This window comes from Mycolicibacterium confluentis (genome assembly GCF_010729895.1).
GTDB classification, from domain to species: domain Bacteria; phylum Actinomycetota; class Actinomycetes; order Mycobacteriales; family Mycobacteriaceae; genus Mycobacterium; species Mycobacterium confluentis.
Genome location: NZ_AP022612.1, coordinates 2410721 through 2435608, shown reverse-complemented (window position 1 = coordinate 2435608; position 24888 = coordinate 2410721). Strand labels below are relative to the sequence as shown.

Genomic DNA, 24888 nt, shown 5'->3' with positions numbered 1-24888 from the left:
AAAGTCAATAGCCGAAATGGCGACAGTGAGGACGACGGGTATGGGGTTGCGGGGTTTGTCGGGAAAGGTCGCGGTCGTGGCGGGCGGCGGCAGCGGCCTCGGTGCTGCGACCGCCATGCGGTTGGCGCAGGAGGGCTGCCGCGTTCTGGTCGGAGACGTCGCCGAGGAAGCGTCCGTCGAGATCGTGCAGCGCATCAGCGACACCGGCGGAACCGCGGTGCCGGTCGTCTTCGATCTCGCCGATCCCTCGTCGGTCGCCGACCTCATCGGGGTCGCGGTCGACACCTTCGGCGCGCTGCATCTGCTCTTCAACGTGGGCGCCGATATGTCCACCCTCCGCGCCGACACCGACGTGGTGGACATCGACCTCGACGTCTGGGACCGGGTGATGACGGTCAGCCTGCGTGGCTACCTCGCGGCGATGAAGCATGCGATTCCGGCGATGCTGCAGCAGGGTGGCGGTGCGATCGTCAACATGTCGTCAGCCGCGGCGTTTCAGGGAGAACCCGCCCGGCCCGCCTATGCCACCGCCAAGGCCGGTATCGGCGCACTCACCCGACACGTGGCATCTCGCTGGGGAAAGGACGGAATCCGTTGCAACGCTGTCGCTCCGGGGTTCACCGCAACCGAAACGATCCGTAACGCACCACAGTGGCCCGAACTGGAGGCCGCCGCGTTGCGGCGCATCCGGGGCACCCGCGTCGGCCAACCGGCCGACGTGGCCGCACTCGTGGCGTTTCTGCTCTCCGATGAGGGAGAATGGATCAACGGTCAGGTCGTCAACATCGACGGCGGCACCGTGTTGCGCTGAGATCGGACACAATCATGGACACCCACGCGCCCCGTAAACGCGACGGTGAGCAGCGCCGCCGCGAACTGTGCGACGCAGGAATCCAGGTTCTGGCAGAGCACGGCTCACGGGGCCTGACTCACGGACAGGTCGACCGCTGCGCCGACGTACCCGAGGGCACCACGTCGTACTACTTCCGCACCCGCGCCGCTCTGCTGCGTGCAGTCGGGAAACGGGTCGCAGAAATCGATCTCGCCAACCTGCGTTCGGTCACCGAGCGCCCACTCGATCCGCGGGCACCATTCACGCACCTCGCGCAGCTCACGCTCCTGCAGTCCCGCGGCCCCGGGCTCATGCTGAACCGGGCACGCCACGAGCTCCTCCTGCACACCACGCGCGACCCCGAGCTTGCCGAAGCATCGACAAAGGTCGTCAGCCGAACGATCGAGCTCGCTCGAGATTCCCTCGCACACCTGCAACCCGGAACCGCCGACGCCGAACTGCTGAATGCTCAGACCAACGCGGTCACCACCTTCATCACCGGAGTGTTCACCCGTCTGGTCGCCGGTGACCAGACGTTCAACGATCCCGGCCAACTCGCGCGCCAACTGGAGGCCATCGCCGCCGCCATCGCTCAGGAGCATCGCACCGCTGCCCCGGAAGGCGGCTGACTCGCCCCCACTACAGAGCATGTCCGGTCGTGGAGTACGGGGATGGCCGAGCGCACGCAGCTGGGTGCCGCATCTCTCCCGACCGAGGAACATCAGGCACGACTGGACGCCAGCCGAATTCTGTTCTCCGACAGCATCATCCCGGTTGCTGAGGCGGGTCAGATCGAACCGTGGTCCGAGGATCACCGGATCAGCGACTCGTTGAGGTTGCGGCCCGCCCCAGGCCACACTCGTGCGGTGTGTCAGTGAGGCTCGGGTCCAGCGCATCCACTCCCCCAGCCGGGGCCTGTTCTCTCCCCTGACCGCCGCGAGCCGTCAGATGACCGGCGGAACGGGGCCGTCCACCGCCTGCCGGTACAGGTGGGCGGCCTCGTCCATCGCGGCTGCGACGGTGTTGTAGTAGTGCGTTCCGATCCCGCGGTTGTTCTTGCGCAGCTGCGGGTTCTGGGCGAGCGTGGCCGCCTGGACGTGGTCGCCGGCGATACCGTGCCGGTGATACGCGTCGGTGAACCGGGCGATGAAGCGGGTGATCGCGGCGTTCGGGTCCTGGCGCTCGGCGACGGTGCCGAAGCTGGCCTTCTCCTGGAACAGGCCGATGACCTCGTCGGCGGCCGTCCCCGGCCCACCGTAGGCCTGCACCCCGCCGGACACCGTCGGCCGGAAGCTGGACTCGATCTTCGCGGTGGCGATGACCGTCTTGATCTGTTCTTCGTTCAGCCCGGCGGCCCGGCCGTGACCCACGATGGCCTTGACGATGTCCTGCGCGCCGGAGTCCTTGGTGACGACCAGGGGTGGTTCGGGCACGACCACCAGCGCCGGCTGCACGGCCGGGGGCGAGCTGGCCACGACCGCGGGACCGTCGGGGGCGGCGGCCGGAGCGGGGCTGGCGGCCTCGCCTTCGGCCCGCTGCTCAACGCCGACCTCGGCATGCCGATCCGTGGACGGAATCAGCACCGTCGCACCGCCGAGGCCGGAGACGACGAGAAGGGTGCTGATGAACTTGGTGCCGCGCTTCTGATCACGGAACATCTTGATGATGGGGCCGACGTTCGGCATGGTCCTGCTCACTTCTGGGGTGTTGAATTTCTGGGGGGTTGAACTGTCTGGATCCCACTCGGATCCGGTCCCCTCTCGGCCCGGACGAGGGCAGCATCGGACTACCCATGGGCGCACTGCAGCGACTGAGCGTTGACCCGACCGGACACACGCCAGAGAGAGGTTTGCTGTATGTATCACCGACGCAGCGGCGAGGACGTGGCCCACCGCTGACACATCATCTGTGTGGCAACGAACTCACTTGTTGCCCTGCTGTGATTTATGCCATTCACCAGGCGATACTGCCCGGTAACACGTTGCCACCACTGTATTTGAAAATGCAAACTCCGGCAAGGAAAGCACCCCGGCGGGGCTGTGATCTACGTCCACACACTCGACCAGCGCCGCACGCCAGTTTGCCGAGAGGTCGGGGCGGCCGGGGTTCGCAGAACCACGTCGCGCCTGGCCGGATGGTGCGAGGTGTCGACATGGACTTCGGCCCGGGCGCACACTGGTTCCATGCAGCCACTGGGGGGACAGCCGGCGCGCGTGCTCAACGGTCTGTCCGACATCCGCGCGTTCTTCCACACCAACACCACCCCGCTGTACTTCGTCTCCCCCACACCGTTCAACCTGCTGGGCATCGACCGCTGGGTGCGGAACTTCTTCTACCTGAACTACTTCGACTCCTTCGAAGGTGAGCATTCACGGGTGTTCGTGCCGCGGCGACGGGACCGCATCGACTTCGACTCCATGGGGGATGTGTGCAAACACCTGCTGCGCGATCCCGAGACGCTCGACTTCGTCTCCCAGCGCGGTGCGGGCGGCAAGGCGTGCTTCGTGATGGTGGACGAGGAGACTCAGGACGTGGCGCATGCGGCCGGACTCGACGTCATGCACCCGCGGGCGGAGTTACGCCACCGCCTGGACTCCAAACTGGTGATGACGCGGCTGGCCGATGAGGCCGGCGTGCCGAGCGTGCCGCACGCGATGGGCCGAGTGAGCTCCTACGACGAGTTGGCCACACTGAGCCGCAACGCCGGCCTCGGCGACGACCTCGTCATCGAGATCGCCTACGGCAACGCCGGCAGCGGAACGTTCTTCGTGCGGGGCCCAGGCGACTGGGACCGGTGCGCCGGCGCCCTCACCGGGCAGGACATCAAAGTCATGAAGCGCATCCGCAATGTCGAGGTGTGCCTCGAGGGCACCGTGACCCGGCACGGCACCGTCATCGGTCCCCCGATGACCAGTCTGGTCGGCTACCCGGAGGTGACTCCCGGTAAGGGCAGCTGGTGCGGCAACGACATCTGGCGCGACGTGCTGCCGGCCGCCCAGACACACACCGCGCGCCAGATGGTCGGGAGATTGGGCGACGTCCTGCACCGCGAGGGGTACCGCGGCTACTTCGAGGTCGACCTGCTGCATGACCTGGACACCGACGAGCTGTACCTCGGCGAGGTCAACCCGCGCCTCAGTGGGGTGAGCCCGATGACGAACCTGACCACCGAGGCCTACGCCGACATTCCGCTGTTCCTCTTCCATCTGCTCGAGTACATGGACGTCGAGTACGAACTCGACATCGACGAGATCAACACGCGATGGGAACGGGGCTATGGCGAGACCGAGGTCTGGGGCCAGCTGATCATCTCGGAGACCTCGCCGGACGTGCAGATATTCACCGCGACCCCGCGCACGGGTGTGTGGCAGCTCCACGACGACGGACACGTCGCCTTCGCACGACCCAGCGACGATTCGTCGACGCTGCTCGATGAGTCCGAGGCGTTCTACATGCGGGTCGCCGCCCCCGGGGAGCTGCGTTGCCTGGGCGCTCAACTCGGCGTACTCGTCACCCGCGCTCACCTGCAGACGGACGACTACCAGCTGACCGAGCGCTGTCGGCGCTGGATCAACGGCTTCAAGACACAGTTCGCCTCAACTCCCCTGACTCCGACGACGCCGATGGTGTCGCGACTCGTCGCGCGAGCGTGAGCCACGCCCCTGCCGGTATCTCACTGGCGAACTGGCTGTCGGAGCCGTACGCGCACTGGTCCTTCCAGCACGTCGAGGAGTTTGTGCCGACCGCAGTGATCACCCGTGGAACCGGGCAGATCGCGACGCTGCCCGCGGTCAGCACACCGATCGCCGACGTTCGAGTGACCAGCAGTGTCGGCGTGGCCACCACCGTCGGCGAGGTGCTGGCCGCGACCGCGACCGACGGATGGGCCGTCAGCCACCGCGGCTCGATGATCGCCGAGGAGTACATCGACGGGTTCACCGCCCATACCAGGCATCTGCTGTTCTCAGTGAGCAAATCGTTGGTGGGCGCCGTGGTGGGTGCACTGGTCGGCGAAGGCGCGATCGATGTGGACGCGCCAGTCACGACCTATGTTCCCGCCTTGGCGAACTGCGGCTACGCCGGTGCGACAGTGCGCCACCTGCTGGACATGCGGTCAGGTATCGCCTTCTCGGACAACTATTTCCACCCGACCGCTGAGGTGCACCTGCTTGACCAGGCGGTCGGGTGGGCACCGCGAAGCGGCCCGGACGTCCCGCCCACGCTGCGTGAGTTCCTGCTCAGCCTGCGGCAGAAGTCGGCTCACGGCGGTCCGTTCGAATACCGGTCGTGTGAAACCGATGTGCTCGGCTGGATCTGTGAGGTCGCAGGCGGCCAGCGGATGCCCCGGTTGATGTCGGATCTGCTGTGGCGCCGCATCGGTGCCCAATGCGACGCCACCATCGGGGTGGACGCCGACGGCACCGGCTTCTTCGACGGCGGTGTCAGCGCGTGTCTGACCGACCTGATCCGGTTCGGCTCGCTGTTCCTGTGCGAGGGTGTCTCGTTGACGGGCCGGCAGGTGGTGCCGGCGGCCTGGATCGCCGACACTCTCCAGGGCGGTCCCGACTCGCGACAGGCGTTCGACGCCAGCCCCGGCGAGAACTCGATGCCCGGTGGGATGTACCGCAACCAGACATGGTTTCCCTACCCCGGCAACAACGTCGTGCTGTGCCAGGGGATGCGCGGCCAGATGATCTACGTCGACCGCGCCGCCGAGATGGTCGCCGCCAAGGTGTCCACCCAGGCTGACACCGAGGACCCTCAGATGTCGTTGGACACGCTGCGGGCATTCGATGCGGTGGCACTCGAACTCACCGGGACCACCACTTGAAGCGAAGCCTTGTCCCGCTTGGCGATCGGCGAGCGAGGCCACCTCGATGACCGCCGACTGGCCCGCGCCCGTCCAACGCAGCGACGAGGACGGCCTCGAGACGAACGGCTCGACTCGGTGATTGTCGAGGCCGCCATCACCGGTGTACAGGCCGGGCTCGCGCAGTTCCTCAGCCGGTCAACTGCTTCACCGTGCACAGCCGAAAGTCCGTCATCCGCCGCCATCGTGTCGGCCCGGTCGTAGGGTTCGGGGATGTCCGACCGCATACAGCTGGGCGCCGCGACCGTTACGCGGGTGGTCGAGTGGCGGCTCGACCTGCCGCTCACCATGTTTCCCGAGACGCCGCCGGAGGTGTGGCGGGAGCTGGCACCCGAGCTGAGCCCCACGTTCTGGGACCACAGCAGCTGGCATGCGGTGGTGCAGACGTGGGCCATCGAGGTGGACGGGCTCACGGTGCTGGTCGACACCGGCGTCGGCAATGGCCGCGACCGCCCAGCGATGCCGTTCCTGGCCGATCTCGACACCGATTTCCTGGAATCACTTGGCGCCGCAGGCATCTCCCCCGACTCGGTGGACGTCGTGGTGAACACCCACATCCACACCGACCACGTCGGCTGGAACACCACTCGCGACAACGGCGAATGGGTGCCGACATTTCCCAATGCGCGTTACCTGGTGCCAGAAGCCGACTACCGCTACTACCACCCCGACAACGCCGACGCGCGTGGCCCCGGCCGGTCCGAGGAACACCAGGCCCGGCTGGACGCCAGCCGAATCCTTTTCTCCGACAGCATTATTCCGGTTGCTGAGGCGGGTCAGATCGAACTGTGGTCCGAAGACTACATGGTGAGCGACTCGCTGCGGTTGCGGCCCGCCCCCGGCCACACTCCCGGCTCGTCTGTGCTCTGGCTGGATGCGGGCACTCCCGCGGTGTTCGTCGGTGACCTCACCCACAGCCCCATGCAGTTGCACAGGCCCACGGATTCGTGCGTGCTCGACGAGGACTTCGCGGAGGCCGCGGCCACGCGTCGGCGGGTGCTCACCGAGGCGACCAGGCGGCGCGCCGCCGTCATCCCCGCGCACTATCCAGGACATGGCGGTGCCACCGTGGTGGCGCGCGGCGACGCGTTCGCGATCGATGACTGGCTCGAGTTGGGTGCCCGGTAGACCGCTGCGGCGTCCGGCAGCCGCTCCGCCCACAGTGGACCTGGTGACCGTGCGAGCACCGCGACCCGCAGAATGGTCTCGCGCAGACTGGGACGCGCAACGAAGCGCAATGGAGGAACGGTGCCGGATATCAGCCCTGTGGCCGAATACGACTACATCATCGTGGGCGCAGGCAGCGCGGGCTGCCTTCTCGCAAATCGGCTCAGCGCCAACCCCGACCACCGGGTACTCCTGGTTGAGGCCGGCGGCAAGGACAACTGGTTCTGGATCAAGGTGCCGGTGGGCTATCTGTACACCATCGCCAACCCCCGCACCGACTGGTGCTTCACCACCGAGCCCGATCCCGGTCTGGCCGGGCGCAGCATCATCTACGCGCGGGGCCGTGTGATCGGCGGCTGCTCCTCGATCAACGCCATGATCCACATGCGCGGGCAGGCCAGCGATTACGAACTGTGGGCGCAGGCCACCGGCGACGACCGATGGCTGTGGGGTGGCCCCGACGGCCAGACCCTGGACATCTACAAGGAGTTGGAGAACTACTTCGGCGGCGCCGACGACTGGCACGGCGCCGACGGTGAGATCCGAGTCGAGCGGCCCCGCGTCCGCTGGAAGATCCTGGACGCCTGGCAGGCCGCTGCCGCCGAGTCGGGCATCGAGCCGAAGGAAGAGTTCAACCGGGGCGACAACTCCGGCAGCGCCTATTTCCACGTCAACCAGAAACGCGGCCGGCGCTGGTCGATGGCCGACGCCTTCCTGCACCCGATCTCCCACCGCCCCAACCTCACCGTCTACACCCACACCCAGGCCCTGAAGCTGTTGATGGACGACCAGGTCTCGGAGCATCAGCGTCACGGCGCCTGGACCACCGCCCAGCACCGCGTCACCGGCCTACGCCTGGTCAAAGACGGCCAGACCATCGACGTCCGCGCGCGCCGGGAGGTGATTCTGAGTGCCGGTGCCGTCGGCTCGCCGCATCTGATGCAGGTCTCGGGCCTGGGCCCGGCCGGGTTGCTCACCGAACATCAGGTGCCGGTGGCCGTCGATCTGCCCGGAGTCGGCGAGAACCTGCAGGATCACCTGCAGATTCGATCCGTCTACCGGGTGAAGGGCGCACGAACCGTCAACACGCTCTACCGGAACTGGATCACCCGGGCTGCCATGGGAATTCAGTATGCGCTGCTGCGCTCAGGTCCTCTGACCATGCCGCCGTCCACGCTCGGGGCATTCGCCAAGAGCGATCCGAACCTGGCCAGCCCCGACATGGAATGGCATGTGCAACCTTTGTCCCTGCCGAAGTTCGGCGAGGCCCTGCACCCCTTCGGCGCGATCACACCCTCGGTCTGCAACCTGCGCCCCACTTCGCGCGGCCATGTCCGCATGGCCACCGCGGATCCGCTGACCAGCCCGAGGATCCTCTGCAACTACCTGTCCACTGACGCCGACCTCGACGTCGCCGTGCGCGGACTCCGGATGACCCGGCAGATCATGTCGGCGCCGGCACTGGCCCGCTACGCCCCGGAAGAGATGCTTCCCGGCCCACAACTGGTGAGCGACGACGACCTGCAGACCGCGGCCCGTGAACTGGGAACCACGATCTTCCACCCGGTGGGCACCTGCGCGATGGGTGCCTTCGACACACGCGGTCTGCCGCGGTCGACCGCCACAGTGCTCGACACCGACTGCCGCGTATTCCGAGTCGCCGGCCTTCGAGTGGTCGACGCATCGGCGATGCCCACCATCACTTCTGGGAACACCAACGCGCCGGTCATGCTGATCGCCGAGCGCGCAGCGCGGGCAATCTTGGAATGACTCGTTTTCACCTGTAGCGCAGCACTTTTCCGCCTGTACTCGCTCACACAGCCGGTCGTGTAGAACAGTTCTCCACCGACTACGACGTCTGACCCGGAATAAACCCCGCACCCGCTGACTTGCCTCAAGAGTCGCCAGTCCCCCGGCTCAGGAGCATTCATGACCCGTCCCATCCGCATCGCCGTGCAGATCCAGCCCGGCGGAACGCCCGACTACGCCACATGGCGCGACGCCGTCCTGGCCGCCGACGACCTCGGCGTCGACGTCATCTTCGGCTATGACCACTTCCACCGCCCGGCGATGGAAGCTATCGTCGACGGCAAGCCCGTCATGTTCGACGAGCAGCCCGACGTCGCCAACTTCGAGGGCTGGACCGCGCTCGCGTCGTGGGGCGAGATCACCTCACACGCCGAGATCGGTCTCCTGGTCACCGGTGTCGGCTACCGCAACCCAGACCTGCTCGCTGACATGGCGCGCACCGTCGACCACATCAGCGGCGGCCGGGTCATCCTGGGCCTCGGCGCAGGATGGTACGAAAAGGACTACACCACATACGGTTACGACTTCGGCACCTTCGGGTCTCGCTTCGACCTGTTCGACGAGAGCCTGATCCGCATCGAGAACCGGCTCGCCGCACTGATTCCGCCGCCCGTGCGCAGGATACCGATCCTCATCGGCGGCACGGGGCCCAAGCGCTCGCTGCCCGCCGTCGCCAGGCACGCCGACATCTGGCACGCGTTTCAAGACCTCGACGCGTTCCGTCGGTCCAGCGACCGCGTCGACGAGCTGGCGGCGACGTTCGGCCGCAACGGCGCCGATATCGAACGCTCGACTCTCTGGCAGGACGCCGACAGTGCCGATGCCTTCCGCGAGGCAGGCGTCACGCTGTTCCAGACCGAACTCACCGCCGACAACGGCTACGACCTCACGTCCCTCAAGCAGGTGCTCATCTGGCGGGACAACGGCTGACCACGACAAACCCCGCACTCCCCTCTGCCTCAGCCCCAACCCGTGGTCACCGCGAGCGCAACCACGCACATCAGCACCACTGCCGCTGTCACCCCGTAGGCGGCCGTGCCCGCCCTGCTCAACCGGTACTGACCCATCAGGTCGGCGTCACGTGCGACACCGATGATCACGGCCAGCAGAGGGAGCAGCAGGACGGCGTTGAGGACCTGCGTGGCAACCAAGATCGTCACCAGAGGTGCACCCGGAACCAGGACGATGAGTGCGCCGAGTGCGGTGACGCACCCAAACGTCACGTAGAACGTCTTCGCTTCTCGGAACGGGTCATTCAGGGCCGCTTCGACTCCCGTGTACTCGCACACCGAGTAGGCGGTCGACAGCGGCAGAATAGCTGCGGCCAGTACCGCCGCGCCCACCAATCCGATCCCAAACATCGTCGACGCGAGGTCGCCGGCCAGCGGCTGCAACGCGAGCGCGGCGTCGGCCGCATCGGTGATGGTGCGGCCGTCGCGGTGGAGTGTCGCGGCGCAGGCGACCACAACAAAGAAACCGATGACCCCCGTCAGCAGGGCGCCGGTCACCACATCAATGCGCTCGAAACGCAGGTCTTCGATTCGCAGCTTCTTGTCAACGGCGTAGGACTGGATGAACGACAGCCCCCACGGTGCCAACGTCGTTCCAACGGTGGCGGTGACTATCGCCAATGCCTCGCGATCGGTAGGCATCGTCGGAATCAACAGTCCGTGGGCTGCCGCTCCCCAATCGGGATCAGCCAGGATGCCTGAAGCGATGTAGGCCAGGAAGACCGTCGACAACAGCAGCAGGAAGTGTTCAATCCGATGGAAGCTCCCGCGCAGAACGACTGCTGACACCAACAGCGCTGCCGCGGGGACGCTGACGTAGCGGCTGACCCCGAAGAGTTCGAAACCGGCTGCAATGCCGGCGAACTCGGCACATGTGGTACCGATGTTGGCGATCGTGAGCGCCAGCAGGACGGTGCCGCCGATGCGCACCCCGTACCGCTGGCGCACCAGGCCGATCATTCCCTGGCCGGTGACCACGCCCATGCGAGCCGCCAGGGTGTGGAACATCACCAAAGCGAGCGTCGACAGCAGCAGGACCCACAGGAGCTGATATCCGTAGTCAGCGCCGAGCACCGAGTACGTGGTGATACCAGCCGGATCATCGTCAGACAGGCCGGCGAGCAGTCCAGGGCCCACGACCACCACCAAGGCGCTGATCGCCAACCCGCGGCGCTTCGTCACCGCCGCAGTCACCGCGACACCTTGTGCCGACGTCGGGGCCAGACGCCCGAACGAAGAAGATGCCTCTGCCGCGGACGTGCCGTCGACAGCCTTTCTCTCCAGTGACCGACGTACTCGGCCGGCATCGCGGCGACCACATCGGCGGCGGTGCTTTCGGCCAACGCCCTGAGTATCCGTTCCGCATCGTCCGGGTGACTGGCTCGGATGACATCTGCGACCATCGCAGCGTCCTTGGCCGCGAGCACCTCGGCGGCGGGCCCTGTACTGAGTCGTGCAACCAGTGCTGCCAAGGCGCGCGCATCCAACCGGTGGATTGCCGAACGTGGTGACGCGAGCTGAACAGCGTGTCCTCGCTCCGAGGTCAGGTGCAGGTCAGTCCATTCGATGGCGTCGCTGGAGAATCGATTCGCCAGCCCGCCCCAGCCGAGACGACGCAGCACAGCATCAAAGCCCACCTCCACACCGACGACTTCGATGCGGCCGTCAGTTCTGCGGGCGAGCACGACGTCAGCCACTCGGGTGAGACGCTGACCAGTCACGTCGACCACCTGCGTGTCGAGAACGTCGCGTACCAGCAGAATCTCGTCGTCCCCCAGTGGCCCCGCCGTGACGAAAGGGAGGTCGCCTGCACTGTCCTCCAGCCGAATGTGTTGGGGATGGACAAGGTTGATGGCCTCGAACGGCACCCGTACTGCGGGCTCGCCGCGTCGGGACAGCACCATGTGGTCCACCACGGGCAAGCCCGCACTGCCGACGGGGCGAGCACTCACATCGGCGACGCGACCCACTGTGTTGCCGGTTGCGCCCACAACCGCTCGGTGCACAAGCCTGCTGAGCAGCAGCACGTCAGCAGGAAGTCATGGGGACAGTCCGGCAGCGTGACCCGTGGGTCGGCCGGGCACACGGACTCCCGACACGCCCCGCCGACACATCCGACAACACTTCACTCATCGGACCGTCTCCCTCTCACCGTTTTCAGGCCCCTCGTCCCACGGCATAACGGTACGACCAACGAGTGGCCGGCGCGGTCAGTCCAACGACCCACATCCAGGGACTTTCGCCCTCCACGCTGAGGTGCCCGACCGTGCGTTCATCCGACTCGGACATTGATGCCCACACCCGATGCCGAAAGGCGGACACTGGACCTATGTCCACCGCATTCTGGATCATCATTGCCGTGCTGGCCATCGGCACGATCGCCGGCGGGCTGTTGCGGATGCGGGCCTGGCTGCGGAAACCTGCCCCGCCTGAGGTGATCGAGGCCGCGCGCCGTCGAGAGGAAGAAGACGAATAGGGCGCCCGCGTTCCTGGCGTCGAGCGTCTGCGTAGAGTCGGCCCGTGACCGACGCAGCACCCATTGACAATCCCTTCGACCTCACCGGCCACGTGGCGGTCGTCACCGGCGGCGGTTCCGGCATCGGTTTCGGCATGGCCGAGGGCTTGGCCCGCGCAGGTGCCTCGGTAGCCATCCTCGGCCGCACCGCCTCCCGGTTGGACAGCGCCGCCGAACAACTCCGCCGACACGGTCGAGCGGTGCTGCCGCTGGTCTGCGACGTCGCCGACGAGGACGCCACCACGGCAGCGATGGCCCGGGTTCGCGGCGAGTTCGGTTATCTGGACTCATGTTTCGCCAACGCCGGGGTGCGTGGGTCGTTCATCCCGGTACTGGAGACGTCGCTGGAGGCGTTCCGGGAAGTCACTCGCGTCGATCTCGACGGCGTCTTCCTCACGCTGCGCGAAGCCGCCCGCCAGATGGTCGAGGCGGGCCGCGGCGGCAGCCTGGTGGCAGTGTCCAGCCTCGGGGCTTTCCAGGGCATGCCGCGCCAACCCGCCTACGCGGCCTCCAAGGCCGGCGTCACCTCACTGACCGACAGCATGGCCGTCGAGTTGGCCCGCTACGGGATCCGCGCCAACACGGTGGCTCCCGGCTGGTTCGACACCGAGATGACCTCGGAGGGGCTGCACGACGAACGGTTCCGCGAGCGCGTGTTGCCTCGCGTTCCGGTACGCCGCTGGGGCTCCCCTGACGACATCGGCGGGGTGGCGGTGTACCTGGCCAGCGCGGCGAGCCGCTACCACACCGGCGACGTTCTGCGTATCGACGGCGGCTACCTCAAGTTCTGACGCGCGGCCCAGAGCCGATCGACGTGGACGATACGTTCTTACTGTGGGTGTATGACCACCGCGTGCTTTACGTTCAGAATCAACGCTTCCTGCCCAGGGCCGTTGACCGCCCCAGTCAGATGGTCATACACTTTATTCATACTTGTCCACCAAGACGCCCACTTGAGCGCAACGGAGGTTGACGTCGATGACCGCGACCAGCACCGCCACCAACGTCTTCGACGCCGGCCTCCCGACGCTGGACTACAGCCTCACCGCCACCCCGCACGACATCCTCGCGGACCTCCGAGGAGCGCAGTCATGTGCCCCCGTCGCCATCGGGCCCCTCGGACCGGAGATCCTGTCTTACGAGATGTCTCGGGACTTCCTCCGCGACAACAGATTTCGACTTCCCCCTGGTATCACGCTGGCAGCACAGGGCATCACGTCGGGTCCACTGTTCGACAAGCTGGCCAACAGCCTGCTGGGTCTCGACGGCGCACCACACATTCGCTTGCGCAAACTGGTCTCCAAGGCGTTCACTCCACGGGCAACATCACGACTGCAGGCCACAATCCAAGAGGTGGTCAACGGACTGGTCGATCGGGTGATGGACGCCGGCCGGTGCGACGTCGTGACCGACATCGCGCGCCCCTACCCCACCCCGATCATCTGCGCGCTGCTCGGTGCACCCCCCGAGGATTGGCAGCTGTTCGCGGATTGGACCGAAGAGATCTTCAAGGCCTTCAACTTTCAGACGGACGTCACCTTCGACGAGGCCGCGGTCATGCGGGCGTGGGGCGAACTCGACGCCTACGTCGACGACATGGTCGCCGCGCGACGAGACTCTCTGGCCGATGACCTGCTGTCCGAGCTCATTCGCGCTGAGAGCGACGGCGACCGCCTGACTCTCGACGAACTCCGCGGGCTGGTGGCCGGCTTCCTGATGGCGGGCACGGATACGACGCGGAACCAACTGGCCGCGTCGGTGCAGGTGCTCTGCGAGCATCCGGATCAATGGATGAGGCTTCGCGACCAACCCGAGCTTGCGATGCAGGCGGTCGAGGAGAGCATGCGCCACTCACCGGCGGCCTGCATCGTGCCGCGCGCCGCCACCGAGGACATCGAATTCGGCGGCTATATGTTCCCGAAGGGGACCTTCGTCTTCGCGAACACCTTTGCCGCCAACCGTGACCCAGCGATCTACGGCGAAGCCGACCGCTTCGACATCGCGCGCAGGGATGTGCCCCCGATTCTGACCTTCGGCGGTGGTGCGCACTACTGCCTGGGTGCCAACCTCGCACGTCGCGAGTTGGCGGAAGCGCTCGTAGTCCTCACCCGCCGACTGCCTGCTCCGCGTCGCATCGGGCCGGCTCCGTGGAAGTCCGTGTTGGGAATGACCGGTCCGACAACACTTCCGATCGAATTCACCAGCGAAAGGCTGGTGAGAGCGGATGCGTAGTCGCGGATGGGCAGGTATGACACCCGACTCCGACGAGGAGGCCGTCGCTCGAATCCTGGATGCCGTGGACGAGGTGGTCGCCGAACACGGAGCAGGGATTCGCCTCGCCGACGTCGCCCGCAGACTCGGGGTCACGCGTCAGACGGTGTACCGATACTTCCCCAATGCCGACGCGCTGCTGATCGCCAGTGCGATGCGTGCGGTCGACGGGTTCATCGATCAGGTGGTGGGACACGTCAGCGGAGTCAACGATCCGATCACTGCTGTCGTCGATTGCGTTGCGTTCGCCGTCGAACGCCTCTCCGGCGATCCCCAGCTGGAGAACCTGCTGTCCCGGCGACAAGAGGGCGAGATCGTCACCTCGCTGACCTCCCCCACAGCGACCGCATTCTGCCTGTCGCTGTTCCGCCGCCTCGATGTCGATTGGCAGCTTCACGGATTCAACAGCGCCGCGTTGGAAGAACTCGCCGAAATGACCCTGCGCACAGTGCAGTCCTTGTTGACCGACCCCGGTCAGACACCACGCGAAGGCATCGTATTGCGCCGCTTCATTGCTCGATGGTTGGGACCCGCGATCCTCTATCCGCGGACGTCATCGCTGTCCAGCTACTGAGATGCATTGGGAGCGCCGAGCTCTCGCCGAGAAGTCACATGGCGAGATGGCGCGGTTATTCGGCGGCGGAAGCCCAGATGAGGGCCGGCGTGACGAACAACTCGGCGTAGCGCCGCACGTCCGCCGGCGTCTGGATGTCACCGGGGTCGGCCACCAGGCTCACCGACATCCGCAGCACGTGCCCGGCCACGGCCTCAGCGGGTGCGGAGCTGACGTTATAGCCCTCAGCACGGGCACGCTCGGCAAGGCGCTCCCAGTGCTCCGCCGCCAAGGCCCGCATCCGGGTGGCGCCGTTGCTGAGGACGGCCCGCTTGCCGACGTCCTGCGCCGCCAGGTGTCGCACGACCTGGTTGTTTCGGGACAACATGACCAACTCGGTGAACTCGTCCGAGAGACCGTCGATGGCGTTGGGGGCGGCATCGGCCGCCGCGACCAGACGGGCGGCAGCTCGTTCCGCCTCGTGATCGAGGGTCGCGATGACCAGGGCGTCGCGACCGTCGGGGAAGTGTCGGTGCAGGGTGCTGCGGTGCACATGAGCGGCTTGGGCAATCTCATCCAAAGACACCCGGTCGATGCCGAACTCGGCGAACTTCGCCGCCGCCGATTCGACGATCAGCTCACGCGCTCCGACTCTCATACCGCGCCACCGACCGGGGTTCGCTCCTCCTTGGCGGCCGAGTCGAACTTGACGTCGCTGGATCCTGTGACCCGCTTGACCATCTGGGGCATCGTCGAATACACCATGTTGTCGGCAAGTTTGTCACACAGCGGCCGGGTCAACGGCATGCGACGGGCGAAGCCCAGTGCACGGTTGAGCACCCCTGCGATGGGAGCTACGACAAGACCTGCTGCTGGGACGTCAATCCCCCACTCGCGACTGATCTCGGGACCGAAACTGCGCCGGGTCTCGGCCAGGATGAAGGCGTTGAACAGGTCCGTCACCGCTTGCGAGGAACTGATCGGATACCCGTTGGCGATCAGCGGTCGCAGCACCTTCTCGGCAGCGGGCCGGTCCTCCGGCAGTGGGACGGAGTCGCTGCTCAGGTAGAAGTAGAGAAAGTCGCTGTAGTCGTCGTGCGTGGTCAGCAGCTCCTCTTCGGGCACACCCTGCAGGAACGACTGGTAGGCGCTGAACATGGCGATGTCGTCCTTCTCCTGCGCGGTCAGGCGATAGCCCTGCTTCTCCAGAAGCGGTACTGCCCAAGGCCCTTCGACCGCCGCGGCAACAAGCATCGGGGCCAGATTGATCGGGGTGCCGTAGGCCTCGGTGTTCCACTGCACGTGCCGGCTGATCTCCGTGCGGACGAAGCCATGCACGAGCCGCACCCGGCAACCGGTCTGGAACGCACTGCTGCCCGCTGGGTCCACCAACAGGTCGTGGACGTACTTGGCGGTCTCCACATAGCGTTTGTGCGTCGATTCGACAATGGCTTCGTTGAGCGACAACGTCATCGACGAGTTCGGTGAGATGGCACCGAATATGAACCCCGCGATGGCGCCGTGGGCCACCCACGCCGGCATCGGCAACCGGCGGTACGCCTTCGCGCCCCGGGCGATGGCTTCGGCGTCCAGGCAGGCCGGCAGAGTCTGACGCGGCGCGATGAACTCGACGATCTCCGGTGCGAAGTCCACTGCGTCGGACACGCCGTTGGTCAACGCGGCTTCGAAATCCGCCCGGGCGACACGCTTGTCGATGATCGCCACGGCCAACCGATCCGCCGCGTCATCGCCCATCGTCGTCAGGTGGCCCCACTTCTTCGCGTACCACTCCCGGTCGGCGTCAACGCGGCGCTTGCTCGGCGTTCCCGCGTAGTAGTAGTCCGCGAAGTGCTGCCACGGCCTACCGGCGCCCTGCTCGACCTTCATACCCGCTCCCACCTGTGACTCCCGCAACAAATGCGACACTATCTACTGAAACTGTCGCATATGTTGCTCCGGATGCGAAACGCGAGGCTTCCTATACTGGCCAATCATGCGCATCGTCGACATCCACATCGCGCCTGGACGCAAGATTCCGACGCGCTCAGTCCCCGCCGTCGACGCCGAGGCAGGCAAAGGATTGGTGGGCGACCGCTACCACGGCGCCAAACACCGACACGTCACCCTGCAGTCCCGCGAACTGCTGGAACACGCGGCAGCCGAACTCGGCCATCCCATCGATCCGGGTGCCACCAGACGCAACGTCACCGTCGACGCCGGGGATATCCCCACCAGACCCGGAGACCGGCTCAGGATCGGCGACGTCGAACTCGAAGTGGTGCGGATTGCGGCACCGTGCCGGCTGTTGGACGACTGGATCGCACCTGGCGCCGCCAGAGCGATGCACGCTCGGGGAGGGTCGGTGTTCCGGGTGCTGACCTCGGGACAGATCCGCGTCGGTGACGACGTGGAACTGCTGCCTGCCGACTGATACCCGCCCCTCCTCAGCGCGGTGCCGGAGTCACCGTCACCGGAATCGCACTCATCCGCGGTTGCCCCGAGTAGCGGTCGAAGGCGACGGTGACATCGGCCAACCGCGCGGTGCTGGAACCGTCCTGCGCGGGTGTGTCCAATTCCGGGGACGCGTTGCCATAGGCGTGGCTCATCGACACCACTCCCGGTCGGACGGAGTCGTCGAGGCTCACGAGGGCCATCACGCTGGCCCGGGGCGACGTAATGCAGACCAGTTGGTCGGGCTCAACGCCAAGGCGGGCCGCGTCGGCGGGGTTGAGATAGGCGGGGTTGTGACGCCGCCCGCCCCGGGCGGCCATCGCGTTGTAAGACGAGTTGGTGGTGTGCATTTCGCGCCGCGAGACCAGCAGCATGTCCGCGGTGTCGGTGCGCACCATGTCCTCAGCGGTGTCGGCAAGGTCGGCCATCATCTGTGCGTTGGCGACATCGAGGTGCGTCGGTGTGTTCGGGTCACCCGGCAGGACCACCGTGGCGGGTTCGGCGGCAAGGTCACCTTCGAGGCCGTCGGGGTGGTCGCGGACCACGTCCAGTGGGATCCGCGAACCCTGGCACACGATGTCGAGGAGTTCCTCCTCAGTGGGCGGATGCGTCATGTCCAGCGGTATCGGCTCGACCAATCCCAGCGGATGCGGAGCGTCGATCGTGACGCCCATCCGCTGCGCGAGGCCATAGAAGAACTCCCACTCACTCAGCAGGTCACTGCCTTCGGGGGTGTCGAGGACGGCCGGCCCGTAGTAGGCGTACGGTGCGCCCGGCCCGATGCCAGCCGCCTGCAGATAGTCCAGAATCTGGCTGACATGCGGTGTCTCCAAAGGCATCCGCGGGGCAATGACGTAGTCGGCATAGCGGGCCGTGTGCGACATGAACGGGTCGATCTGCACCAGCAGTTGCAGTGCCGACATCGCCTCGGCCGTCCGGATCTGATCCGGCCACGCGGCAATCGGGTTGCCGCCGATGCTGAACAGGGCACGCACCTGCCCCTCCCCGGGGGTCAGGATCTCCTCGGCCAGGCCCGACACCGGCATTCCCGCCGCGGACAGACTCAGGCCCCGGACCCGCATGGCCTCCCCCAGCCCGTTCGGCGGGTACGGCGGAAGCGCCTGGGCCACCGCGGGCAGCGGTGGATACAGCGACACCGGGTCGGCCACAACCTCGCCGGCGCGGCGCCGATTCCCGCACAGCGCACCGAGGTTGAGGATCAGGTACTCCAGCAGCGTCCCGGACTGGGCCATATTGGGCCCCGTTCCGGCGTCGATGTACCCGCGGGACGCTGTGGCATACATGCGGGCCGCGGTCACGAGGTCGGCTGCGTCCAGATCGGCAGCCGCGGCGACGGCGGTCGGGTCGAAGGGTTCCACCGCAGCGCGTAGGTCCGCGACACCCACGACATTGTCGGCCACAAACTGGGTGTCGATGAGCTCCTCGGCGAGGATGACCTTGATCATCACTGCCAGGATGGCGATGTCGTGTCCCGGCAGCGGTTGAAGGAAAAGATGTGCGCGACGGGCAGTTTCCGTGCGTCGGGGGTCGATGACGATGAGCTGGCCGCCGGATTCGAGCTTGTTGGTCAGCCATTTGCCGTGATTGCCCAACGGCAGTCCCAGCATGCTGACGAGCGGGTTCGCGCCGATCAGCATCAGCAGGTCGGCCTCGTCGGGACCGTAGCGGCCGCCGAGCCAGGTGCCGTGCAGCGCGGGCGCAATGGCCTTGCCGGGCTGGTCGATGGTCACCGATTCGAACACCATCGGAGTTCCGATACCGGCCAGGAATCCCTTGACCACTGGCATCGAGGCACCTGCCGCCTGAAAGGCCTGGGTCCCGAAGTACGCCGAAATCGAGCGCGGCCCGTGCTCGCCGATCATGTCCTGCAGTCGGCTGGCGATCTCGTCCATGGCCTGCGCCGACGAAATCGGCGCATAGCTTCCGTCGGGGCCGCGTTTGAGCGAGTGCAGAAGCCGCTCCGGCGAGTAGTGATACTCGAGCTGGCCTCGGCCTTTGACGCAGGAGAACCCGTCGTAGTGCCGATTGGCCTTGTTCCCACGAACTTTGACGGCCCGCCCGTCGATGACATCAACCTCGATCGGACAACAGTTGTGGCAGACCGCGCACAGCGTTTTATGGACCGTCGTCTCGTGAGCCATCCTCAGTGAATCCTTTCGGCTGCCTGCAGCGACTGGGGCAACGAGAGAAGGTGCAGCAAGTCGGCGCCCCACTGATCGTCGGACGGCCCGGTCGGGCTGCGACCAGGATCGTCCGCTGACTGACTAATTAACTGGACAATATAATAGTGGCGTAGGCCACATATCCATGTTTTCGCGCGGAAATCCTGGGTCGTTTCCGCTGACGGCGCCGGGCCTCTGCCTCGGCGTCCAGGCGTGCCTCCTACGCCAGTTCCCCACCCTCGGAGAGCGTCTTCGGGACGCGCGTGACCTTCACGGGGAACACGGGCCCAGGAATCCCCGCGGTGCACTCGCAGCGCCGCCAGAAGGTTCCGTCCCAGGGGTCGTCGTACCAGCGGATCATCATCGGGCACAGCTCCTCGTGGCTGCACTCACCCGCTGTGCACTTACGGCATTCGACCACTTCCCCGCCCCTCACCACCGGTCAGATGGTGAACTCCGGAATCTGCATCTGTGCAACACATTCCACCGCAACCGATTTCGGGTCCTTCAAGAAGGATGCCGTCACCGCACGACCACACTCCGACTGCTCGTAGACATCGTGACCGATGGCGGGAAACCGCACCACGGTGCTGTTGGGCAGCGTCTCGGCGACCACATCGGCGAGGCTGGGCTGCGTGATCGCATCAAAGGTACCCGCCATCACGAGCACGGGCAGATCGCTGTGGACCGGTTCGGCGATCTTCGGGTCACTTGCGCTCACGTCCCACACCCCGCAGTCGTCCATCGGGCGACCGAACTGCGGCTGCAACTCGAGGACTTCGGCCGGGAATGCCGGGAAAGCCTTCCGCCCCGCGGCGGCGATGTCCTCGCGCGTAGTGAACGGTGCGAACTCACCGCACAGGACGCCAAGTTTGAGGCCATGGCTGAACAGGCCTGGGATCTGACCCCCTCCCGCCACCGCCTCGGCGAGCGCGCGTCCGTCCCCACGCGCCGTCGCGTGGATCATCTGAGGTAGGCCCGCGTAGCGCGTGGCGTCCATGCTCGCGAGCACGGCAACGTTGGCCAGTTTGTAGCCGTCGAGCACGACGGTCTGCGCCGGCCTGTCAGGTGTTGCCGGAAGGTCAACCGTCAGAGGGTCTTCCGACAATCTGCTCACCGTGGCCGAGAACTCCTCGGCGAGATCGGGATAGGCCGTGGCACAGGCCGACTGCGCAGCACAGGCGTCGAACAGGGCGTTGAGGCCACCGGCGGTGCTGCTCCACAGATTGGTGAGCAGGTTCTTCTGCGGTGGGACAACGGAGTCGAGGACCACACTGCTGATCCCCTCGGGATGATCGCGGATCAACTGCAGAGCCACATACGTGCCGTAGGAGACGCCATACACGTGCCAGGACTCGATGCCCATCGCTCGGCGCAGGTCGGCGAAGTCGGCCGCGTTCTCGACGGTGTTGTAGGCGGTCAGATCAATCCCCTTGGCCGCCAGTCGGTCATGGCATACGCGGACCGCGTCCACGCTTCGCGCAGCCAAGGCGGGGTCCAGCGAGGACACTCCCTTCGATTCCTCGGTGACCTCGTCGAATTCCGGGCATCCCAAATGCGGGTCGGCGAGTAGCGTGCCGCGCTCACTGACCAGGATCACGTCACGGTCGCGGTTGATGCCCAGCTTCCGCAGGGTTTCGCCGTACGGCAGGATCGTGCCGCCGGGCCCGCCATGGAGATAGACCATCGGTTCGGGATCGGGATCAGCAGACTGCGCCGGGTATCTCGCGACGGTGAGGGTGATGGTGCGCCCGTCGGCTTTCGACCGATTCTCCGGAACCGTGAGGGTCCCGCACACGACGTCGGAGCCGAAATCGGCCTCGGGCACCCCCGGCACCACCGGTGACGGACACGGTGACGACGCATAGGAGGCGTCGGGAACGGACTGCTCGGCAGCATTCGGAGGCTGCGTTGTTCCCTGCGACTGTGAGCATCCGGCCAGCGCGAGGGTCAGTGCCGCGAGCACGCTGAGTGGTCTATTGCCTGGCATGGACGCCCATTTCATCCGGACACCCTAGCCATTTCCAACGTGCGAGAGACCAGTATCGATGATTGGGCAACACCATCAGCGCTCAAGTTCACCCCGTCGAAAGTCCCGCGAGGACCTCTCCCGGGCAACTCCGGTAGAACTGCGTAGACGCCGTCACTCACCGAGAGGATCGCCATGGTCGCCGTACCCGAGGGCTATGAATCCCTGCTCGACCGCCCGCTGTACGGGCATCTCGCCACCGTCCGCCCCGACAGCACCCCTCAGGTGAACGCGATGTGGTTCGCCTGGGATGGCGAGGTGTTGCGGTTCACCCACACCAACAAGCGACAGAAGTACCGCAACATCGCGGCCAATCCCACAGTGGCGATGTCGGTCATCGACCCCGACAACCCGTACCGCTACCTCGAGGTGCGCGGCGTTGTGGAGGACATCGTGCCCGACCCGACGGGCGCGTTCTACCTTCAACTCAACGACCGGTACGACGGACCGCTGACCGAACCGCCCGCCGACAAGGCCGACCGCGTCATCCTCGTGGTGCGCCCGACCGCTTTCAGCAAGCAGTAGCCGACCATGCTCGTCGCATTCAGCGTCAGCCCATCGGGCGGCGATCACGACGGCAGCGTCGGCGCGGCGGTCGCCGAGGCAATCCGCGTAGTCCGAGCATCCGGACTGCCCAACGAAACCAACGCCATGTTCACCAACATCGAAGGCGACTGGGACGAGGTGATGGCGGTGGTCAAACAGGCCGTGGACGCCGTCGCGGCCGCCTCGCCGCGAGTCAGCCTGGTGCTCAAGGCCGACATCCGACCGGGATACACCGACCAGCTCACTGCCAAGGTCGAACGCATCGAGGACGCGCTGCGCGAGTAGCGATGATTCGTAGCCTCGTCGTGCGAACGACTCGCCGACGAGGCGGGTCGGGCGGGAGCACGGATCATCGCCCTGCCCGAGTTCTTCTCCACGGGTATCGGTTTCGTCGACTCGTCCCCGACCCCACCGCCCCGCAACAACAGTTAGCCCTTGCGCTAAGTATTGTCCTGGCCGATACTTAGCCATGTGGCACAGTATTCAGTTGAGCTGGACGGGGTGTTTCTGGCACTGGCGGATCCGACCAGACGGGCCGTGATCGACCAACTCGGTCGCGGGCCGGCGAGTGTCGGCGACCTGGCCAGCGAGGCCACGATGACGCTGCCGTCGTTCATGAAGCACCTGCGAATGCTGGAGTCGACCGGCTTGATTCACACGACGAAGGTCGGGCGGGTACGCACCTGCAACCTCAACCGGGACCGGTTCACGGTCGTCGACGACTGGCTGTCGCAGCAGCGTCGCACCTGGCTGGAGCGCACTGACCGGTTGGAGCAGTTCGTCACCAAAACCCAAGGAGGAGAACAGCCGTGAACCCCGAACTCGACCTCAGCATCGAGCGGATCATCCGCGCGCCCCGCAAGGCCGTATGGGAAGCGTGGACCGAACCGGCCAACCTGGCGCAGTGGTGGATACCGTCGCCCACGCTGTGTCGCGTCGATCGTCTGGAGGTCCGCCCGGGCGGCGCCTTTGTGACGCAGATGAGTGACGACGGCATCGCGTTCGTCCCTCATATGGATGCGTGTTTCCTGTTGGTGGAGGAATTCCAACGCTTGGTGCTCACCAACGCCGTCGACAGTAGGTGGCGCCCGGCGAACCCAGCTCCCATTGCGATGACCGCCGAGATCACCATGCGTGACCACGCTGACGGCACCGACTACCGCATCACCGCACGCCACAAGGACCCCGTCGCCGCAGCCAGACACGCAGAACTCGGCTTCGCCGAGGGCTGGGGAACCGTCGCCGACCAACTCGCGCGATTCGCGGAACACTCGCATTGAGGCCGGCTCGGCAGTCCCCCGGCCATCGGCTGCACACTCGCTGAGCGCACACAATTGAGGCACTTGCCCCATGTGTCGGATCGCCGGACCGTTCAACCATGAGTCATGACCACTATGACTCGCGTTCTCGCCGTCGGCTACGGCGCCGTCTGCTACCTGTTCTTCCTGGTGGTGTTCCTCTACGCCATTGGATTCGTCGGCAATGTGGCGGTGCCGCGCAGCATCGACAATGCCGTCGACGCGCCACTTCTGCAGGCGCTGCTCGTCAACCTCGCCCTTCTGACCCTGTTCGCCGTGCAGCACAGCGTGATGGCCCGTCCGGCGTTCAAACGGTGGTGGACGCGCTACGTACCGCCGGCGATTGAACGCAGCACCTACGTGCTCCTGGCCAGCCTGGTCCTCGCTCTGCTGTTCTGGCAGTGGCGGACAATCCCCCACGTCGTCTGGGACGTGCAGAACCAACCCGCCCGCCTCGCGGTGTGGGTGCTGTTCTGGGCCGGGTGGGCGATCGTGCTCGCCGCGACCTTCATGATCAATCACTTTGAGCTCTTTGGGCTGCGTCAGGTGCTGGCGGCCTGGCGGGCACAGCCTGAGGCCGAGACCGGATTCCAGGCCACCCTGTTCTACCGCGTGGTGCGGCACCCGCTGATGCTGGGATTTCTCATCGCCTTCTGGGCTGCCCCCACCATGACGGCCGGGCACCTGCTGTTCGCCTCGGTCACGACGGGCTACATCCTCATCGCGTTGCAACTTGAAGAGCGTGACCTGCTGGCGTCGTTGGGATCCCGCTATGCGGCCTACCGGCAGACGGTGCCCATGCTCATTCCTCGACCGGCGCGTCGCCGGAAGGCGCCCCTGGCTGGTGGCACGATCACCCCTGCCGGCCACCGATAGCGGGCAGTCGCTGGCCTACGCCTTGTAGCATCCTGCTACAAGGCGTAGCATACTGCTACAACAGGAGGTGCGGATATGACGAACGTCGCCGATCGCGTCACCAGGGTCGCCGCCGACCTGATGGACAGCGCCGCTGCCGAGGGGGCCCGCCAGAGCCGGTCGGCCAAGCAGCAACTCGATCATTGGGCCCGGGTGGGCCGCGCAGTGTCAAGCCATCAGACGGCTTCGCGCCATCGAGTCGAGGCCGCGCTGGCCGGCCGCCTGGACACCAACGACCTGTCCGAGGACGAGGGTCTGGTGTTCAACGCGGAGATCTCGGCCGCCATCGAGGAGTCCCTGTCCACCACCAACTACGGGGACACCCTGTCGGCGCGGGGCATCACGACGGTGGCGCTCAACGACGACGGCGAGATCGTCGAGTACCGTCCCGACGGCACCACCGCGGTGGTCGACTCCGACCGATGACTCCTGACTTCGC

General features: G+C 66.2%; 27 protein-coding genes. 19 read left to right on the top strand and 8 right to left on the bottom strand.

What is annotated here, in order from left to right; genetic code table 11:
• The first annotated feature begins 40 nt into the window (after window positions 1-40).
• The 3 genes from G6N34_RS11280 to G6N34_RS11270 are packed head-to-tail and all read left to right on the top strand — an operon-like array spanning window position 41 to window position 1710.
• The gene (locus G6N34_RS11280) at window positions 41-811 is read left to right on the top strand and encodes an SDR family NAD(P)-dependent oxidoreductase (RefSeq protein ID WP_085151017.1); all 771 of its coding nucleotides are present in this window, start codon (window positions 41-43) and stop codon (window positions 809-811) included.
• A 14-nt stretch (window positions 812-825) separates the two neighbouring features.
• Window positions 826-1461, top strand: coding sequence for a TetR/AcrR family transcriptional regulator (locus tag G6N34_RS11275; RefSeq protein ID WP_085151016.1), 636 nt, complete (start codon window positions 826-828; stop codon window positions 1459-1461).
• A gap of 42 nt (window positions 1462-1503) precedes the next feature.
• On the top strand, window positions 1504-1710 hold the full coding sequence (locus G6N34_RS11270; RefSeq protein ID WP_085151015.1) for an MBL fold metallo-hydrolase: 207 nt from the start codon (window positions 1504-1506) through the stop codon (window positions 1708-1710).
• Between the two features lie 66 nt (window positions 1711-1776).
• On the opposite strand, the gene G6N34_RS11265 is transcribed toward G6N34_RS11270, so the two are convergent.
• Window positions 1777-2517, bottom strand: a complete 741-nt coding sequence (locus G6N34_RS11265) for a hypothetical protein (protein WP_085151014.1) — start codon at window positions 2515-2517, stop codon at window positions 1777-1779.
• 498 nt (window positions 2518-3015) lie between these two features.
• Between G6N34_RS11265 and G6N34_RS11260 the strand changes: the two genes are divergently transcribed.
• The 5 genes from G6N34_RS11260 to G6N34_RS11240 all read left to right on the top strand — a co-directional run bounded on the left by G6N34_RS11260 (window position 3016) and on the right by G6N34_RS11240 (window position 9608).
• Window positions 3016-4485, top strand: coding sequence for a biotin carboxylase (locus G6N34_RS11260; RefSeq protein WP_085151013.1), 1470 nt, complete (start codon window positions 3016-3018; stop codon window positions 4483-4485).
• Entirely contained in the window at window positions 4482-5663 is a 1182-nt protein-coding gene (locus G6N34_RS11255; protein ID WP_085151012.1) for a serine hydrolase domain-containing protein, read from the top strand. The genes G6N34_RS11260 and G6N34_RS11255 overlap by 4 nt, the downstream gene beginning before the upstream one ends.
• 252 nt (window positions 5664-5915) lie before the next feature.
• Complete coding sequence (locus G6N34_RS11250) at window positions 5916-6830, top strand: MBL fold metallo-hydrolase (RefSeq protein ID WP_085151011.1); 915 nt, start codon at window positions 5916-5918, stop codon at window positions 6828-6830.
• Between the two features lie 138 nt (window positions 6831-6968).
• Window positions 6969-8639: a GMC family oxidoreductase gene (locus G6N34_RS11245; RefSeq protein WP_109788392.1), complete on the top strand. Its 1671-nt coding sequence runs from the start codon at window positions 6969-6971 to the stop codon at window positions 8637-8639.
• Window positions 8640-8798: 159 nt separating this feature from the next.
• The gene (locus tag G6N34_RS11240; RefSeq protein WP_085151009.1) at window positions 8799-9608 is read left to right on the top strand and encodes an LLM class F420-dependent oxidoreductase; all 810 of its coding nucleotides are present in this window, start codon (window positions 8799-8801) and stop codon (window positions 9606-9608) included.
• Window positions 9609-9637: 29 nt separating this feature from the next.
• On the opposite strand, the gene G6N34_RS11235 is transcribed toward G6N34_RS11240, so the two are convergent.
• Window positions 9638-10882: an NRAMP family divalent metal transporter gene (locus G6N34_RS11235; RefSeq protein WP_234812826.1), complete on the bottom strand. Its 1245-nt coding sequence runs from the start codon at window positions 10880-10882 to the stop codon at window positions 9638-9640.
• Complete coding sequence (locus tag G6N34_RS11230; RefSeq protein WP_234812825.1) at window positions 10879-11640, bottom strand: magnesium transporter MgtE N-terminal domain-containing protein; 762 nt, start codon at window positions 11638-11640, stop codon at window positions 10879-10881. The genes G6N34_RS11235 and G6N34_RS11230 overlap by 4 nt, the downstream gene beginning before the upstream one ends.
• A gap of 377 nt (window positions 11641-12017) precedes the next feature.
• On the opposite strand from G6N34_RS11230, the gene G6N34_RS27605 reads away from it, so the two are divergent.
• The 4 genes from G6N34_RS27605 (at window position 12018) to G6N34_RS11215 (ending at window position 15048) form a co-directional block, all read left to right on the top strand.
• A complete protein-coding gene (locus G6N34_RS27605; protein ID WP_109788391.1) occupies window positions 12018-12164 on the top strand; it encodes a hypothetical protein in 147 nt (48 codons plus the stop codon).
• A gap of 44 nt (window positions 12165-12208) precedes the next feature.
• The gene (locus G6N34_RS11225) at window positions 12209-12994 is read left to right on the top strand and encodes an SDR family NAD(P)-dependent oxidoreductase (protein WP_085151007.1); all 786 of its coding nucleotides are present in this window, start codon (window positions 12209-12211) and stop codon (window positions 12992-12994) included.
• A 187-nt stretch (window positions 12995-13181) separates the two neighbouring features.
• A complete protein-coding gene (locus tag G6N34_RS11220; protein WP_085151006.1) occupies window positions 13182-14435 on the top strand; it encodes a cytochrome P450 in 1254 nt (417 codons plus the stop codon).
• A complete protein-coding gene (locus G6N34_RS11215) occupies window positions 14428-15048 on the top strand; it encodes a TetR/AcrR family transcriptional regulator (RefSeq protein WP_085151005.1) in 621 nt (206 codons plus the stop codon). The genes G6N34_RS11220 and G6N34_RS11215 overlap by 8 nt, the downstream gene beginning before the upstream one ends.
• A gap of 55 nt (window positions 15049-15103) precedes the next feature.
• Here the strand turns inward: G6N34_RS11215 and G6N34_RS11210 are convergent, their stop codons facing one another.
• Both G6N34_RS11210 and G6N34_RS11205 read right to left on the bottom strand, forming a co-directional pair.
• Window positions 15104-15685 (bottom strand): TetR/AcrR family transcriptional regulator, encoded by a 582-nt coding sequence (locus G6N34_RS11210; RefSeq protein ID WP_085151004.1) that lies wholly within the window; start codon window positions 15683-15685, stop codon window positions 15104-15106.
• Window positions 15682-16914, bottom strand: a complete 1233-nt coding sequence (locus G6N34_RS11205; RefSeq protein ID WP_085151003.1) for an oxygenase MpaB family protein — start codon at window positions 16912-16914, stop codon at window positions 15682-15684. The genes G6N34_RS11210 and G6N34_RS11205 overlap by 4 nt, the downstream gene beginning before the upstream one ends.
• A gap of 106 nt (window positions 16915-17020) precedes the next feature.
• Between G6N34_RS11205 and G6N34_RS11200 the strand changes: the two genes are divergently transcribed.
• A complete protein-coding gene (locus G6N34_RS11200) occupies window positions 17021-17458 on the top strand; it encodes an MOSC domain-containing protein (RefSeq protein WP_085151002.1) in 438 nt (145 codons plus the stop codon).
• A gap of 13 nt (window positions 17459-17471) precedes the next feature.
• Here G6N34_RS11200 and G6N34_RS11195 read toward each other — a convergent pair whose 3' ends face one another.
• The 3 genes from G6N34_RS11195 to G6N34_RS11185 form a co-directional block, all read right to left on the bottom strand.
• On the bottom strand, window positions 17472-19640 hold the full coding sequence (locus tag G6N34_RS11195; RefSeq protein WP_085151001.1) for a molybdopterin-containing oxidoreductase family protein: 2169 nt from the start codon (window positions 19638-19640) through the stop codon (window positions 17472-17474).
• 241 nt (window positions 19641-19881) lie between these two features.
• Window positions 19882-20025 carry a hypothetical protein gene (locus G6N34_RS11190; RefSeq protein WP_163645368.1) on the bottom strand — a complete coding sequence of 48 codons (144 nt, stop codon included), beginning with the start codon at window positions 20023-20025 and terminating at the stop codon, window positions 19882-19884.
• 78 nt (window positions 20026-20103) lie between these two features.
• A complete protein-coding gene (locus G6N34_RS11185) occupies window positions 20104-21666 on the bottom strand; it encodes an alpha/beta fold hydrolase (protein WP_085150999.1) in 1563 nt (520 codons plus the stop codon).
• Between the two features lie 159 nt (window positions 21667-21825).
• Between G6N34_RS11185 and G6N34_RS11180 the strand changes: the two genes are divergently transcribed.
• From G6N34_RS11180 to G6N34_RS11155, 6 genes are all read left to right on the top strand, one after another.
• Window positions 21826-22215: a PPOX class F420-dependent oxidoreductase gene (locus G6N34_RS11180; protein ID WP_085150998.1), complete on the top strand. Its 390-nt coding sequence runs from the start codon at window positions 21826-21828 to the stop codon at window positions 22213-22215.
• Between the two features lie 6 nt (window positions 22216-22221).
• Window positions 22222-22521: a thiamine-binding protein gene (locus G6N34_RS11175; RefSeq protein ID WP_085150997.1), complete on the top strand. Its 300-nt coding sequence runs from the start codon at window positions 22222-22224 to the stop codon at window positions 22519-22521.
• Between the two features lie 186 nt (window positions 22522-22707).
• Window positions 22708-23049: an ArsR/SmtB family transcription factor gene (locus G6N34_RS11170; protein ID WP_085150996.1), complete on the top strand. Its 342-nt coding sequence runs from the start codon at window positions 22708-22710 to the stop codon at window positions 23047-23049.
• Complete coding sequence (locus tag G6N34_RS11165) at window positions 23046-23516, top strand: SRPBCC domain-containing protein (RefSeq protein ID WP_085150995.1); 471 nt, start codon at window positions 23046-23048, stop codon at window positions 23514-23516. Before G6N34_RS11170 ends, G6N34_RS11165 begins: the two co-directional genes overlap by 4 nt.
• A gap of 114 nt (window positions 23517-23630) precedes the next feature.
• Window positions 23631-24410 (top strand): methanethiol S-methyltransferase, encoded by a 780-nt coding sequence (mddA, locus tag G6N34_RS11160; RefSeq protein ID WP_085150994.1) that lies wholly within the window; start codon window positions 23631-23633, stop codon window positions 24408-24410.
• A gap of 75 nt (window positions 24411-24485) precedes the next feature.
• Window positions 24486-24875 (top strand): TA system antitoxin ParD family protein, encoded by a 390-nt coding sequence (locus G6N34_RS11155; RefSeq protein ID WP_085150993.1) that lies wholly within the window; start codon window positions 24486-24488, stop codon window positions 24873-24875.
• The last annotated feature ends 13 nt before the right edge of the window (window positions 24876-24888 follow it).